Here is a 14,106-nt window from a genome sequence, read left to right on the forward strand (position 1 = left end):
CCGGGTCACATCTGCCGGAACAGGTGGGCATAGACGCGGCTGACCGGCAGCGTCTGCGTCCGCCCGCGCAGCCGCAGCGCCAGCCTGCCGGCATCGTCGCGCAGCGCCGCCTCCACGAATTTCAGATTCACCACCGTCCCCCGGTGCACCTGCCAGAACTGCGCCGGATCGAGCTGCGTCAGCAATTCCTTGAGCGGCGTGCGGATCAGGGCCTCGCCCTCGGCCGTCACCACGTTTACATACTTGTCGGCGGCCTCGAAATACTGGACTTCGCCGACGGGAATCAGCCGGATCTGGTTGCCGACCGCCGCCCGGATCAGGTCGAGCCGCCCGGTGGAGGCCGGCGGCGGCATCAGGGTGCGCAGCTGGCCGACGATGCGTTCCAGTGCCTGGTCGCGCTCCGCGTGCCGCGCCAGCCGGGCCTGCAGGCGGCTCACCGTCCTGGCCAGCCGGTCGTCGCTGACCGGCTTGAGGACATAGTCCGCGGCCGCCTGGTCGAAGGCCTGCAGCGCGTAGTCGTCATAGGCGGTGACGAACACCACCAGCGGGAAGGGTTTATCGTCCGGCCAGTCCTCGGCCAGCTCCTGCGCCGCTTCCAGGCCGGTCTTGCCCGGCATCTTGATGTCGAGGAAAAGCACGTCGGGCTTCAGCGCGAGCGCTTCCCGCACCGCGTCCACGCCATTGGCCGCCACGCCGCCGATCAGCAGCTCCGGCCACAGGCGCTGCAGCGACTGCTGCAGCATGAAGGCGAGCACCGGCTCGTCTTCGGCGATCAGCGCGTAGATCTGGTTCATATCGGCAGTCTCAGGATGGCGGTTGCGCCGTGCGGCTGGCGGGGCTCCAGCGCGAGACCGGCGCGCGGCCCGTGCAGCGCCTGCAGGCGCTCCCGGATATTGCGAACCCCGGTACGGGTGCCGGCGCTCGCAGCGTGCTCGTCGAGGCCGAGACCGTCGTCGCTGACGCGCAGCACGAGCACGTCACCCTCGCGGCGTGCGTCGATCTCCAGCGTGCCGCCTTCGAGCTTCGGCTCCAGGCCGTGCTTGATCGCGTTTTCCACCAGCGGCTGCAGCAGCATCGGCGGCACCGCCAGCGGCGCCAGTTCCGGCGGCAGCTGCAGGCGGAAGGAGAGGCGGCTGCCCATGCGCACCTGCATCAGGCCGAGGTAGGCCTGCATCAGGCGGAACTCCTGTTCCAGCGTGGTGCCGTCGCCGCGGGCGGCGCCGAGCGTGGCGCGCAGGTACTGGATCAGCTGGTCGAGCATGCGCTGCGCGCGTGGCGGATCGACCGCGATCAGGCCCTGCAGGTTGGCCAGGGTGTTGAACAGCATGTGCGGCTCGATCTGCGCCTGCAGCAGCTGCAGCTGGGCCTGCAGTGCCTGCCGCTCGATCGCCGCGGCGCGCGCCTTTTCCGCTTCCGCCTCGGCCCGCAGCTGCTGCATCCAGGCGCGGCTGAAGAAAAACCAGGTCACGCCGATGCAGGTGAGCAGGAAGACGATGTAAAAGGCGACCGGGTTTTCGCCGCGCACGGCGCCGATGAGCTCTGGCGGGACGCCGAGCAGGAAGCCGGCGAGCAGATTGCCGAGATGGCGGGCGGCGGGGACCGCGGCCAGGAATATCAGCATGAACGGCAGCAGCGGCGGCTTGCCCAGTCCCCACAGCAGCAGCCGGCCGCCGTCGATGAACAGCACCATCAGCGTGCCGACGCAGACCGATACCACGATGTTCTGCGTCAGCGAGGCATTGAGCTGCAGCACGTAGGTCACCACCAGCGCCGCCGCGAGATTGAAGATCTGCGTCAGGGCCACGTCGATGGCCAGCCTGCGCAACCGCGGGTAGCGGTACGGTGCAGGTTGGGTCGGGGTGGCGGATGTGTCGGCGATCATGGGCGGCGCTTGCTGAGTTCACGTTCGATCATGCGCTGCTTCCAGCGCGCGCCCGGTGCGTACAGGAAAACCGCCAGGCCGTGAAATAGTAACCCGATTCCCCAGCCGAACAGCGGCCAGAATGCCCAAACGCGCTGCGGCACCACCAGCAGGTTGAACAGGATGAGACCGGTGTTGACCACCGCGAAGACGGCCAGGTGGACAAGAAAGCCGACCTTGCGCTCGACGTGGCGCCGGGCTTCGAGATAGACGGGATCGTGCGAAGTCATGATGTTCTCCTGAAAGAGATGTCAGGCCAGCCCGACCGCGTTCCACAGCAGGTCGCCGAGACGGCGGCCGGGCAGCAGGGTGAAGATGCCGGCGATCGCCAGGCCGACGTAGGCGCCGCGCATGCCGCGGCGATGGGCGCCGATCCTCCCGTGCGCCGCCGCGTACAGCGAGGCGGTCACGGCCAGGATGGACACGACCGAGAGGATATGGATGGCCGAGAAGCCGCCGAACTTCCGTATGCCGAAAGACACCAGCGCCGTCGTCAGCATCAGCACCACCCACACCCGGCCGAACAGCCGGTGCGCGTTGCTGCCTTTCCTCGATGCCAGCGCCAGTGCGCCGAACAGCAGCGCGCCGACGGCGGTGACGAGATGAACCAGGATGATCGGGGTGAATGCCGCCATGATCTGCCTCCGTTGTCGATTGATGGAGGCAGTATCCGGATGCCGCCGGCGCGCGGCCACCGGCATGCGACGAACTGCGGAAAACGGGGAGTGAACTGCGTCCGTACGGCGCGAACCGCGCGGACGCCCGGCTCAGACGACTTTCTTGTCGCGCAGCGCTTCGATCTCGGCCTGGGTAAGGCCGAGCATGCCGTGCAGCACTTCATCGGTGTGCTGGCCGAGCAGCGGCGGCGGCAGGCTGCAGGCGGGCGGGGTGGCCGACATCTTCATCGGGCTGCCGACGAGTTTCACATTGCCGCCCGTCGGATGCGGAATGTCGACCCGCAGTCCGCGCGCCCGGACCTGCGGATTCTCGAAGACCTCGTCGAGATTGTTGATCGGGCCGCAGGGCACGCCCGCCGCCTCCAGCGCATCGATCCATTCCTGCTTGGTCCGGGTCTTCACCATGTCCGACAGGATGGGCACCAGGATGTCGCGGTGGCGCACCCGCATCGGATTGGTGGCGAAGCGCTCGTCGGTCGCCAGTTCCGGCCGGCCGCCGGCTTCCACGAAACGCCTGTACTGGCCGTCGTTGCCGACCGCCACGATGATGTGGCCGTCGGCGGTGGGGAAGGTCTGGTAGGGGACGATGTTCGGATGCGCATTGCCCCAGCGCCGGGGCGCCTGGCCGCTGGCGAGGTAGTTGGTGTTCATGTTGGCCAGCATCGCCACCTGCACGTCGAGCAGCGCCATGTCGATGTACTGTCCTTCGCCGGTGCGGTCGCGGTGGGCGAGTGCGGCCAGCACCGCGATCGTCGCGTACATGCCGGTCATCAGGTCGGAAATCGCCACGCCGGCCTTTTGCGGTCCGCCGCCCGGCAGGTCGTCGCGCTCGCCGGTGATCGACATGAAGCCGCCCATGCCCTGGATGATGAAGTCATAGCCGGCGCGCTGCGCATACGGACCATCCTGGCCGAAGCCGGTGATCGAGCAGTACACCAGGTCCGGTTTCTCCTGCTTCAGCGAGGCATAGTCCAGTCCGTACTTCTTCAGCTGGCCGACCTTGTAGTTCTCCAGCACCACGTCAGACTGCCGCGCCAGCGCGCGCACGATTTCCTGTCCCTCGGGCGAGGCGATGTCGAGCGTGATCGAGCGCTTGTTTCGGTTGGCGGCGAGATAGTAGGCCGCCTCGGTGGTGTCGCGTCCCTGCGCGTCCTGCAGGTAGGGAGGCCCCCAGTGGCGCGTATCGTCGCCGGCGCCCGGGCGCTCCACCTTGATCACGTCGGCACCGAGGTCGGCGAGGTTCTGCGCGCACCACGGGCCCGCGAGCACGCGGGTCAGGTCGAGTACGCGGATATGTCCGAGGGCTTTTTTGTTCAGCGGCGAGTCAGCCATTTTTCGAATTGGTCAGCGGTGAGCGGTTGTGTGTAGTAGTAGCCCAGCCCGATGTCGCAGCCGCGTTCGCGCAGGTGCTCCACCTGCTGCGATGTCTCCACGCCCTTGGCGACGACTTCCAGGCCGAGCGCATGGGCGGCCGCGATGGCGGCGTCGGCGACGGCCGGCGTGTCGGTCTCCTGCATGCCGCCGGCCGGGCTGGCGTCGATTTTAACCTTATGCACCGGCACCCGCTGCACGAGCGCTTCCAGGCCCTCGCCGCCGGTCTCGTCGATGGTCACCGCCGCCCCGAGTTCGCCCAGCCCGCGTATGCGGGACAGCAGCGCCTCGTCCGCGTCGCGCAGCACCGCTTCCTTGATCTCGCACTCCACCTGCCGCGCCGGCAGTCCCCGCCGCGACAGCGCCGCCTCCAGCGCCGGCAGCAGGACGGTATCGGCAAGCTGCGCCGCCGACAGCTTGAGCGCAATGGTGAAGTCGTCCATGCCCATGCCGTGCCAGACGGCGGCCTGGCGGCAGGCGTCGTCGAGCGCCCAGGCGGTGAGGGCGCCGATGTCGTCGCCCTGTTCCGCCAGGGGCAGGAAACTGGCCGGCAGCAGCAGGCCGTGCTGCGGATGCTGCCAGCGCAGCAGCGCCTCGACGCCGCGTATGCGGCCGCTGCCGAGGTCGACCTGCGGCTGGTAATAATGCTGCAGCTCATGCTGCGCGATCGCGCGGCGCAGCTGTGCCGCCGGGTCTTCCTCCGGCGCGGCGCGCGCGGCCTGCGCCGCGCCGCTGAAGGCCCGGTACTGGCCGCGGCCGGCCGCCTTGGCCTGGTAGCGGGCTTCCCCGGCCTTTCTCAGCAGCGTTTCCAGGTCGGCGCCGTGCTCCGGGTAGCGGGCAATGCCGACGCTGGCCGATACGCGCAGTATCTGGCCCTGCAGGGAAAAGGCATTGCGCAGGCTGTCGGTGATCTGCTGCGCGATGTCTTCCACCACCTGGGCATCGCGCACGTCCCGCGCCAGCAGCAGGAAAGCATCGCCTTCCAGGCGCACCAGCACGTCGTCGCGCCGCACCGCGTTCTTCAGCCGCAGCGCGGCGGCCTTGAGCAGCTCGTCGCCGAGCAGCGGGCCGTGGCGGTCGTTGATCCCGGTGAAGCCGTCGAGGTCGATCACGAAGACCGCCAGCGTGTCGGCGCGCGCCGACAGCTTGGGGAAGATCTCCGCGGCGCGTTGCCGCACGTAGCCGCCGGCGGGCAGGCGGGTCAGGCTGTCCTCCAGCGCGATGTCGCGCAGCCGGCTTTCGGTGTGGCTTCGCACGCGCTCTTCCAGCGCGCCGGCGACCAGGCAGGCCACGTTCCCGGCGAATTCCGTCTCGTCGCGGCGCCAGGCGCGGGCGGCACCGACCACGCTGAACACCAGCAGCCCCGACGGCACCGCGTCGCGCGCCACCGGCGCCGCCAGCAGGGCCTTGATGCCCTGCGCGTGGAAGTACTCGCAGTACAGCGCGGCGCGCGGATCGCGGTCGACATCGTCCAGCGCCAGGGGCGCGCCGCCGGCCAGCACCCGGTGCAGCAGCGGTTCGAAGGCGCGCGCGAACAGCGCGTCGGTTTCCTCGACCAGGTAGTTCTGGTGCACATCGTCATAGGCGAGCACGCAGCGCGATGCGCGGTTCTCGCCGGCTTCCCACCAGGCGCAGCGCTGCACGCCGAGCGCCTTGGCGGCCGACTTGAGGATGACCTTGAGCGTGGAATCGAGGTTGGCCTGCGGCCGGCGCGCGACGCGCAGCAGGCGGTTGAGATAGTGCAGCTGCCGCTTGCGCTCGCTGTCGCTGCGCTGCCGTTGCGCCACCTCCCCGGTGATGTCGCGGACGTTGACGAGCAGGCCTTGCACGTCGGGATGGCCGAGCAGGTTGACCGCGGTGCCGGCGACATGGCTCCAGCCGCCGTCGGCGCGCCGTATCCGCATCTCCAGCGGCACCGAGTCGTCGCCCGCGGCGCGCTCCAGCGCCGCCGCCACCTGGCCGCGGTCGTCGTGATGCACCACCGTCAGCAGCGCATCGCCATGCGCGCCGGCGAGCTGGCCGAAGGCTTTGTTCGCGTAACGTATGCCTGCATCGGTGTCGCAGACCAGCACCATGTCCGGCAGCTGCTCGGTGATCGCCAGCAGGCGCGCGCCCGGAGCAGGCACGTCGGTTTCATGCGCGGCCAGCGGCCTTAGCGCCAGGATCGCCGTCCGCGAATCCGGCAGCGGGTCGTCGCGCCGCTCCAGCACGCGGAACGGCAGACGGGCGCCCGATTTCGCCCGCAGCATCAGGGTGTCGCCCTCGGTCATGTCGAGATCCGGGCCCGGTTCTTCCGACCGGACCAGCGCCTGCGCGGGCTGGCCGGCGAGTTCGTCGGGCTCGTAGCCGAGGTGGCCGGCCAGCGCGGCATTCATCAGCCGGATCTGTCCGCCATCGAGCATCAGCAGCCCGATGTCGGCGCCGAACAGTTCGGCGAGGGCATGCCATTCGGCGGGAAGGATGAAGCGTGCGGTGTCAAGCGGCGCGCGGGACGCCAGGTCGGTGTGGGCGGGCATGGCGGGGTGCGGTCGATGGAAGGAGTCGCTTAGACTACGTTGCGCCGGGATTGATTTCGCGATCCAGATCAAGCTCCGTCGCGGCTTGCCGCAGGCAAAAAGCAGCTCCGGGGCGCTGCTTCAGTTGGCGGAATGGCAATGGAAACGCGGCGTGCGCCGCCGCCCCGCGACGCCTCATTGCATAACACTTATCACGTATAATCAACGGTTTGCCGCACCGGTATTCCTACTCTTGCCGACAACATGAAATCGTCCGAAATCCGCGAAAAGTTTCTGAAGTTCTTCGAATCCAAGGGCCACACCATCGTCGCCTCCAGCCCGGTCGTGCCCGGCGACGATCCCACGCTGCTGTTCACCAACGCCGGCATGAACCAGTTCAAGGACGTGTTCCTCGGCTTCGACAAGCGGCCCTACACCCGCGCGACGACTTCGCAGAAATGCATCCGCGCCGGCGGCAAGCACAACGACCTGGAAAACGTCGGCTATACCGCGCGCCACCACACTTTCTTCGAGATGCTGGGCAACTTCAGCTTCGGCGACTACTTCAAGGAAGACGCGATCAGCTATGCCTGGGAACTGCTCACCGAAGTCTTCAAGCTGCCCAAGGAAAAGCTGTGGGTCACCGTCTACGCGGAAGACGACGAGGCCTACGAGATCTGGAACAGGAAGGTCGGCGTGCCCGCCGAGCGCATCGTGCGCATCGGCGACAACAAGGGCGCGCGCTATGCGTCGGACAACTTCTGGATGATGGGCGACACCGGCCCCTGCGGCCCCTGCACCGAGATCTTCTACGACCACGGTCCGGACGTGGCCGGCGGCCCCCCCGGCTCCCCGGATGAAGACGGCGACCGCTACATCGAAATCTGGAACAACGTGTTCATGCAGTTCAACCGCGACGAAGCGGGCGTGATGCACAAGCTGCCCAAGCCCAGCGTCGATACCGGCATGGGACTCGAGCGCATCACCGCGGTGCTGCAGCATGTACACAGCAACTACGAGATCGACACCTTCGTCAACCTGCTGGCCGCGGCCAAGCAGGCGGTGGACAAGGCCGGCGCCGGCGACTGCGACAAGGAGTCGCCCTCGCTGAAGGTCATCGCCGATCATATCCGCGCCTGCACCTTCACCGTGGTCGACGGCGTAATCCCGAGCAACGCCGGCCGCGGCTACGTGCTGCGCCGCATCGCCCGCCGCGCGATCCGCCACGGCTACAAGCTCGGCGCGCGCAAGCCCTTCTTCCACGCGCTGGTGCCGGCGCTGGTGAAGGAAATGGGCGAGGCCTATCCGGAACTGCGCCAGAGCGAACAGCGCGCCACCGAAGTGCTGCGGCAGGAAGAGGAAGCCTTCTTCCGCACCATCGCCAACGGCATGGAGATCCTCGACAAGGCCCTCGCCTCCGGCGCGCAGCAGATCGACGGCGAGACCGCGTTCAAGCTGCACGACACCTACGGCTTCCCGGTCGACCTGACGGCCGACGTCTGCCGCGAGCGCGGCGTGACCGTCGACGAGGCGGAATTCAACCGCCTGCTCGACCAGCAGCGCCAGCGCGCGCGCGAAGCGGGCAAGTTCAAGATGGCCCAGGGCCTGGAATACAGCGGCAGCCCGACCACCTTCCACGGCTACGAAAAACTGATCCATGATACCGCGACCGTCGTCGCGATCTATGTCGATGGCACGGCGGCGGAGCAGGCCAGTTCCGGCGACGACGCGGTGGTGGTGCTCGATCACACCCCGTTCTACGCCGAGTCCGGCGGCCAGGTGGGCGACACCGGCGAACTGCGCAACGCCGCCTCGCGTTTCCTGGTCGAAGACACGCTCAAGGTCCAGGCGGACGTGTTCGGCCATCATGGCCGCATCGTCGAAGGCACGCTCAAGGTCGGCGACGTGGTCAACGCGCGCGTCGATGCCGACAAGCGCGCCCGCACCATGCGCAACCACAGCGCGACGCACCTGATGCACAAGGCGCTGCGCGAAGTGCTCGGCGGCCACGTGCAGCAGAAGGGCTCGCTGGTCGACGCGGAACGCACGCGTTTCGACTTCGCCCACAACGGCGCGCTGACCGAAGAGCAGATCCGCAAGGTCGAGGCCCTCGTCAACGCCGAGATCCTCTCCAACCATCCGACGCAGGCCCGCGTGATGCCGATCGAGGAGGCGCAGAAGTCGGGCGCGATGATGCTGTTCGGTGAAAAGTACGGCGACCAGGTGCGCGTGCTCGACATCGGCAGCAGCCGTGAACTCTGCGGCGGCACCCACGTCGAGCGCACCGGCGACATCGGCCTGTTCAAGGTCGTGGCGGAAGGCGGCGTCGCCGCCGGCATCCGCCGCATCGAAGCGGTGACCGGCGAGAACGCGCTGGCTTACATGCAGTCGCTGGAATCCACCGTGCGGGGCGTGGCGAGCACGCTCAAGGTCACGCCGGCCGAGATCTCGGCCCGCGTCGGCAGCGTGCTCGAGCAGGTGCGCGCGCTGGAGAAGGAGCTCGCCGCCGCCAAGGGCAAGCTGGCTTCCGCCCAGGGCGACGAGCTGCTGGCCAGTGCGGTCGACGTCAACGGCATCAAGGTGCTCGCCGCCACGCTCAACGGCGCGGACGTGCCCGCGCTGCGCGAGACCATGGACAAGCTCAAGGACAAGCTCAAGACCGCCGCCATCGTGCTGGCCGCCGTCAACGAAGGCAAGGTCAGCCTGATCGCCGGCGTCACCGCCGACGCCACCGCCAGGGTCAAGGCCGGCGAGCTGGTCAACTTCGTCGCCCAGCAGGTCGGCGGCAAGGGCGGCGGCCGCGCCGACATGGCGCAGGCCGGCGGCACCGACGCAGCCGCGCTGCCGAAGGCGCTCGAGGGCGTCACCGGCTGGGTGCGCGAGAGGGCCTGATGTCCGGCGCGGGCATGGATTACCGCTACTGTCCGATGTGCGCGGCGCCGCTCATCGAACGGCCCGACACCGGGGAGGGAGGCAAGCTGCGGCTTGCCTGTCCCGACGGGCACTGGACGCACTGGGATAATCCGCTGCCCGTGCTGGCCGCGCTGGTCGAGGTCGGGGGGCGCATCCTGCTCGCACGCAATGCCGCGTGGCCGGAAAAGATGTTCGCGCTGATCACCGGCTTCATGGAGCGCGGCGAAACCCCGGAGCAGGGCGTCGCGCGCGAGCTCAAGGAAGAAACCAGCCTCGACGCCGACGAGATCAGCCTGATCGGCGTCTACGAGTTCATCCGCAAGAACGAAGTCATCATCGCCTATCACGTCAAGGCCTCGGGCGAGATCCGCCTGTCCGAGGAACTGGTCGACTACCGTCTGATCGCGCCGGAGAAACTGCGCCCCTGGCGCGCCGGCACCGGATATGCGATGGCCGACTGGCTGCGCGCGCGGGGCCTGCCGGTGGAGTTCATGGAGTTTCAGCCGCCGGCCGCATCAAATTAATTGCATGTCTGCACTTGCTGCGTCGCACAAGCGTTCGAAAAATTCAGGTAGAATTTTTTTCCCTTCCTCTCCACGGTGAGCGGCAATCATGGAATTTCATAAAGAGCTGGACGCGCGTGGCCTGAACTGCCCGCTCCCCATCCTCAAGGCAAAGAAGGCGCTGGCCGAAATGAGCAGCGGCGAAATCCTCCGGGTGGTCGCCACCGACCCGGGTTCGGTGCGCGACTTCCAGGCCTTCGCCCGCCAGACCGGCAACCATCTCGTCGGCCAGAGCGAGAACAACCAGGAATTCACCTTCTTCATGCAGCGCAAATGAATGACGCGGCGCATGGCGCGCCGCCTCGTTCCCGCGTATGCTCCCCACGACCTGCGCGCCCCGGCGGCGCGCGGCCCCGCAACCCCAGGCAGCACCCGCATTTTTTGGCTTTTACGGCGAATTAGTGCATACTCTCTACCAATGAAAAGAACGGTCGTGCTAAATTCTGGCATCCCACCGGCCACTCTTTATAATCACGGTTTGGTTTACGTTTACGTCAATTGTTTTCTTACAAAGGCAAAGCTATGAAAGTCTTGGTTCCAGTCAAGCGAGTGGTGGACTACAACGTGAAGGTCCGGGTCAAGTCCGACGGTTCGGGCGTGGACATCGCCAACGTGAAGATGTCGATGAACCCGTTCGATGAAATCGCGGTGGAAGAAGCGACCCGCCTGAAGGAAGCAGGCGCAGCGACCGAAGTCGTTGCCGTTTCCTGCGGCGTGACCCAGTGCCAGGAAACCCTGCGTACCGCGATGGCGATCGGCGCCGACCGCGGCATCCTGGTCGAGACCGATGTCGAGCTGCAGCCGCTGGCCGTGGCCAAGCTGCTCAAGGCGCTGGCCGACAAGGAGCAGCCGCAGCTGATCATCCTCGGCAAGCAGGCCATCGACGACGACTGCAACCAGACCGGCCAGATGCTGGCCGCGCTGCTGGGCTGGCCGCAGGCGACCTTCGCCTCCAAGGTGACGGTCGAAGGCGGGAAGGCCACCGTGACGCGCGAAGTGGACGGCGGCCTGGAGACCCTGGCGCTGCAGCTGCCGGCGGTAGTGACTACCGACCTGCGCCTGAACGAGCCGCGCTACGTGACCCTGCCCAACATCATGAAGGCCAAGAAGAAGCCGCTGGAAACCGTCAAGCCCGCCGACCTCGGCGTGGACGTGGCGCCGCGCCTGAAGACCCTGAAGGTCTCCGAGCCGCCCAAGCGTTCCGCCGGCATCACCGTGCCCGACGCCGCCACCCTGGTCGCCAAGCTCAAGAACGAAGCCAAGGTCATCTAAGACCACACCGTCCACGATATTCGGAACAGGATTCATCATGACCGCACTCGTCATCGCAGAACACGATAACGCTTCCCTGAAGGGCAGCACCCTCAACACCATCACCGCGGCCGCAGCCTGCGGCGGCGACATCCACGTGCTGGTCGCCGGCCACAATGCCGGCGGCGCAGCCGAAGCCGCGTCCAAGATCGGCGGCGTGACCAAGGTGCTGCTCGCCGACGCCGCCCACTTCGCCGACGGCCTCGCCGAGAACGTCGCCGAGCAGGTGCTCGCCGTGGCCTCGTCCTACTCGCACATCCTGGCTCCCGCCACCGCCTTCGGCAAGAACGTGCTGCCGCGCGTGGCCGCCAAGCTGGACGTCGGCCAGATCTCCGAAATCACCAAGGTCGTTTCGCCCGATACCTTCGAGCGCCCGATCTACGCCGGCAACGCGATCGCCACCGTGCAGTCGGCCGATGCGGTCAAGGTCATCACCGTGCGTACCACCGGTTTCGACGCCGCCGGCAGCGGCGGCAGCGCGGCGGTCGAGAACGTCGGCGCCGTCGCCGACTCGGGCAAGTCTTCCTTCGTCTCGCGCGAAGTCGCCAAGTCCGACCGCCCGGAACTGACCGCCGCCAAGGTCATCGTCTCCGGCGGCCGCGGCATGGGCTCCGGCGAAGCCTTCAAGGTCCTCGAACCCCTGGCCGACAAGCTCGGCGCCGCCATGGGCGCGTCGCGCGCCGCGGTCGACGCCGGCTTCGTGCCCAACGACTGGCAGGTCGGCCAGACCGGCAAGATCGTCGCGCCGCAGCTCTACATCGCGGTCGGCATCTCCGGCGCGATCCAGCACCTGGCAGGCATGAAGGATTCCAAGACCATCGTCGCCATCAACAAGGATCCGGAAGCACCGATCTTCTCGGTGGCCGACTACGGCATCGTCGGCGACCTGTTCGAGGTCGTGCCGCAGCTGGTGAAAGAACTCGGCTGACAAAGTCTTTTTGATGTTCGGCGGGCAGGACTTGCCGGGTTTGTCGCGCGGCTGACAGGAAGCATTCCTGGGGCTGGCGATAATTCCGCAAAGACCTGCCCGATTTTTTTATCTGGAGAGTTAGATGAGCTATGTCGCCCCGTTGAAGGACATGCGGTTCGTGCTGAATGAGCTGGCCGGCCTGTCCGAAGTGAACGCCTTGCCCGGCTGCGAAGACGCGAGCCCGGAAACCGTCGAGGCGGTGCTGGAAGAGAACGCGAAATTCTGCAGCGAGGTGATCGCGCCGCTGAACGTCGCGGGCGACAAGGAACCGAGCTTCTGGAAGGACGGCACGGTCACCACCACCAAGGGCTTCAGGGATGCATTCAGGGCCTTCGGCGAAGCCGGCTGGCAGGGCGTCCAGCATCCGGTGGAATTCGGCGGCCAGGGCCTGCCCAAGCTGGTGGCCACTCCCTGCATCGAAATGCTCAACTCCGCGAACCTGTCCTTCGCGCTGTGCCCGCTGCTGACCGACGGCGCGATCGAGGCACTGATGACCGCGGGCAGCGACGAGCAGAAGAACACGTATCTCGCCAACCTGATCTCGGGCAAGTGGACCGGCACCATGAACCTGACCGAGCCGCAGGCCGGCTCCGACCTCGCGCTGGTGCGCACGCGCGCGGTGCCGCAGGGCGACGGCACCTACAAGATCTCCGGCACCAAGATCTTCATCACCTACGGTGAGCACGACATGGCGGAAAACATCGTGCACCTGGTGCTGGCGCGCACCCCCGATGCGCCGGAAGGCGTCAAGGGCATCTCGCTGTTCATCGTGCCGAAGTTCCTGGTCAACGCCGACGGTTCGCTCGGCGCGCGCAACGACGTCCACTGCGTATCGATCGAACACAAGCTCGGCATCAAGGCCAGCCCGACCGCGGTGCTGCAGTTCGGCGACCACGGCGGCGCCATCGGCACTCTGGTCGGCGAGGAAAACCGCGGCCTCGAATACATGTTCATCATGATGAATGCCGCCCGCTTCGCCGTCGGCATGCAGGGCATCGCCGTCGCCGAGCGCGCCTACCAGCAGGCGGTGCAATACGCGCGCGACCGGCTGCAGTCGCGCGACCTGGCCGGCTCCAGCGGACCGGTTGCCATCATTCATCACCCGGATGTGCGCCGCATGCTGATGTCGATGCGCTCGCAGGTCGAAGCCGCGCGCGCCCTGGCCTATGTGACCGCCGCCGCCTACGATGCCGCCCACCATCATGCGGACGACGCCGTGCGCAAGGCCAACCAGGCCTTCTATGAATACATGGTCCCGGTGGTGAAGGGCTGGTCGACCGAGCTGTCGATCGATGTCGCCTCCACCGGCGTGCAGGTGCACGGCGGCATGGGCTTCATCGAAGAAACCGGCGCCGCGCAGCACTATCGCGACGCCCGCATCCTGCCGATCTATGAAGGCACCACCGCGATCCAGGCCAACGACCTCGTCGGCCGCAAGACCGCGCGCGACGGCGGCGCGACCGCGAAGGCCATTCTCGGCCAGGTGCGTCGCACCGAAGAAGAGCTCGCGTCCTCGTCGTCGGCCGATCTCGCCGTCATCCGAAAACGCCTCGCCGCCGCATCCAAGGCATTCGGCGACGTCGTCGATTACGTCGCGGGCAACATGAAGACCGACATCAAGGGCGTGTTCGCCGGCAGCGTTCCTTACCTGAAGATGGCGGGCATCGTGCTGGGCGGCTGGCAGATGGCGCGCGCTGCGCTGATCGCCGAGCGCAAGCTTGCCGCGGGGGAGGGCGATGCCGATTTCTACCGCACCAAGATCGCCACGGCGCGCTTCTTCGCCGACTACATGCTGTCGCAGGCCGACGCCTACCGCGCCGCCATCGTCGAGGGCAGCGCGGGCGTGCTTGCGGTACCGGTCGAGCAGTTCTGACACGCGAGGCAT

12 protein-coding genes are annotated in these 14,106 nt (G+C 67.3%); 6 read left to right on the forward strand and 6 right to left on the reverse strand.

Going from position 1 to position 14,106, the window contains the following annotated elements:
- Positions 1-5 precede the first annotated feature (5 nt).
- From NCCP691_RS07075 to NCCP691_RS07100, 6 genes are all read right to left on the reverse strand, one after another.
- On the reverse strand, positions 6-794 hold the full coding sequence (locus tag NCCP691_RS07075) for a LytR/AlgR family response regulator transcription factor (RefSeq protein ID WP_220807557.1): 789 nt from the start codon (positions 792-794) through the stop codon (positions 6-8).
- On the reverse strand, positions 791-1,882 hold the full coding sequence (locus NCCP691_RS07080; protein WP_220807558.1) for a sensor histidine kinase: 1,092 nt from the start codon (positions 1,880-1,882) through the stop codon (positions 791-793). Before NCCP691_RS07080 ends, NCCP691_RS07075 begins: the two co-directional genes overlap by 4 nt.
- Entirely contained in the window at positions 1,879-2,151 is a 273-nt protein-coding gene (locus NCCP691_RS07085; RefSeq protein WP_220807559.1) for a 2TM domain-containing protein, read from the reverse strand. Before NCCP691_RS07085 ends, NCCP691_RS07080 begins: the two co-directional genes overlap by 4 nt.
- Before the next feature lie 21 nt (positions 2,152-2,172).
- Positions 2,173-2,556 carry a DUF2306 domain-containing protein gene (locus NCCP691_RS07090; RefSeq protein WP_220807560.1) on the reverse strand — a complete coding sequence of 128 codons (384 nt, stop codon included), beginning with the start codon at positions 2,554-2,556 and terminating at the stop codon, positions 2,173-2,175.
- A 132-nt stretch (positions 2,557-2,688) separates the two neighbouring features.
- Positions 2,689-3,930, reverse strand: a complete 1,242-nt coding sequence (locus tag NCCP691_RS07095; RefSeq protein ID WP_220807561.1) for a CaiB/BaiF CoA transferase family protein — start codon at positions 3,928-3,930, stop codon at positions 2,689-2,691.
- Positions 3,912-6,485: a sensor domain-containing protein gene (locus NCCP691_RS07100; protein ID WP_220807562.1), complete on the reverse strand. Its 2,574-nt coding sequence runs from the start codon at positions 6,483-6,485 to the stop codon at positions 3,912-3,914. Before NCCP691_RS07100 ends, NCCP691_RS07095 begins: the two co-directional genes overlap by 19 nt.
- A gap of 243 nt (positions 6,486-6,728) precedes the next feature.
- Between NCCP691_RS07100 and alaS the strand changes: the two genes are divergently transcribed.
- The 6 genes from alaS to NCCP691_RS07130 all read left to right on the forward strand — a co-directional run bounded on the left by alaS (position 6,729) and on the right by NCCP691_RS07130 (position 14,094).
- Positions 6,729-9,356 (forward strand): alanine--tRNA ligase, encoded by a 2,628-nt coding sequence (gene alaS, locus NCCP691_RS07105; protein ID WP_220807563.1) that lies wholly within the window; start codon positions 6,729-6,731, stop codon positions 9,354-9,356.
- A gap of 14 nt (positions 9,357-9,370) precedes the next feature.
- Positions 9,371-9,901: an NUDIX domain-containing protein gene (locus NCCP691_RS07110; protein WP_238482344.1), complete on the forward strand. Its 531-nt coding sequence runs from the start codon at positions 9,371-9,373 to the stop codon at positions 9,899-9,901.
- An 88-nt stretch (positions 9,902-9,989) separates the two neighbouring features.
- The gene (locus NCCP691_RS07115; protein WP_220807565.1) at positions 9,990-10,217 is read left to right on the forward strand and encodes a sulfurtransferase TusA family protein; all 228 of its coding nucleotides are present in this window, start codon (positions 9,990-9,992) and stop codon (positions 10,215-10,217) included.
- A gap of 245 nt (positions 10,218-10,462) precedes the next feature.
- Positions 10,463-11,212, forward strand: coding sequence for an electron transfer flavoprotein subunit beta/FixA family protein (locus NCCP691_RS07120; RefSeq protein WP_220807566.1), 750 nt, complete (start codon positions 10,463-10,465; stop codon positions 11,210-11,212).
- Positions 11,213-11,249: 37 nt separating this feature from the next.
- The gene (locus NCCP691_RS07125; protein WP_220807567.1) at positions 11,250-12,179 is read left to right on the forward strand and encodes an electron transfer flavoprotein subunit alpha/FixB family protein; all 930 of its coding nucleotides are present in this window, start codon (positions 11,250-11,252) and stop codon (positions 12,177-12,179) included.
- Between the two features lie 124 nt (positions 12,180-12,303).
- Positions 12,304-14,094, forward strand: coding sequence for an acyl-CoA dehydrogenase (locus NCCP691_RS07130; protein ID WP_220807568.1), 1,791 nt, complete (start codon positions 12,304-12,306; stop codon positions 14,092-14,094).
- The last annotated feature ends 12 nt before the right edge of the window (positions 14,095-14,106 follow it).

The organism is Noviherbaspirillum aridicola (assembly GCF_019656455.1).
In the GTDB taxonomy this organism is placed as follows: Bacteria; Pseudomonadota; Gammaproteobacteria; order Burkholderiales; family Burkholderiaceae_D; genus Noviherbaspirillum; species Noviherbaspirillum aridicola.

Excerpts from the sequence above, each read along its gene's own strand:
- NCCP691_RS07110 (WP_238482344.1), top strand. The coding sequence starts at position 9,371 with ATGGATTACCGCTACTGTCCGATGTGCGCGGCGCCGCTCATCGAACGG.
- NCCP691_RS07080 (WP_220807558.1), bottom strand. The coding sequence starts at position 1,882 with ATGATCGCCGACACATCCGCCACCCCGACCCAACCTGCACCGTACCGC.
- alaS (WP_220807563.1), top strand. The coding sequence starts at position 6,729 with ATGAAATCGTCCGAAATCCGCGAAAAGTTTCTGAAGTTCTTCGAATCC.
- NCCP691_RS07130 (WP_220807568.1), top strand. The coding sequence starts at position 12,304 with ATGAGCTATGTCGCCCCGTTGAAGGACATGCGGTTCGTGCTGAATGAG.
- NCCP691_RS07115 (WP_220807565.1), top strand. The coding sequence starts at position 9,990 with ATGGAATTTCATAAAGAGCTGGACGCGCGTGGCCTGAACTGCCCGCTC.
- NCCP691_RS07100 (WP_220807562.1), bottom strand. The coding sequence starts at position 6,485 with ATGCCCGCCCACACCGACCTGGCGTCCCGCGCGCCGCTTGACACCGCA.
- NCCP691_RS07125 (WP_220807567.1), top strand. The coding sequence starts at position 11,250 with ATGACCGCACTCGTCATCGCAGAACACGATAACGCTTCCCTGAAGGGC.
- NCCP691_RS07120 (WP_220807566.1), top strand. The coding sequence starts at position 10,463 with ATGAAAGTCTTGGTTCCAGTCAAGCGAGTGGTGGACTACAACGTGAAG.
- NCCP691_RS07090 (WP_220807560.1), bottom strand. The coding sequence starts at position 2,556 with ATGGCGGCATTCACCCCGATCATCCTGGTTCATCTCGTCACCGCCGTC.
- NCCP691_RS07085 (WP_220807559.1), bottom strand. The coding sequence starts at position 2,151 with ATGACTTCGCACGATCCCGTCTATCTCGAAGCCCGGCGCCACGTCGAG.
- NCCP691_RS07095 (WP_220807561.1), bottom strand. The coding sequence starts at position 3,930 with ATGGCTGACTCGCCGCTGAACAAAAAAGCCCTCGGACATATCCGCGTA.
- NCCP691_RS07075 (WP_220807557.1), bottom strand. The coding sequence starts at position 794 with ATGAACCAGATCTACGCGCTGATCGCCGAAGACGAGCCGGTGCTCGCC.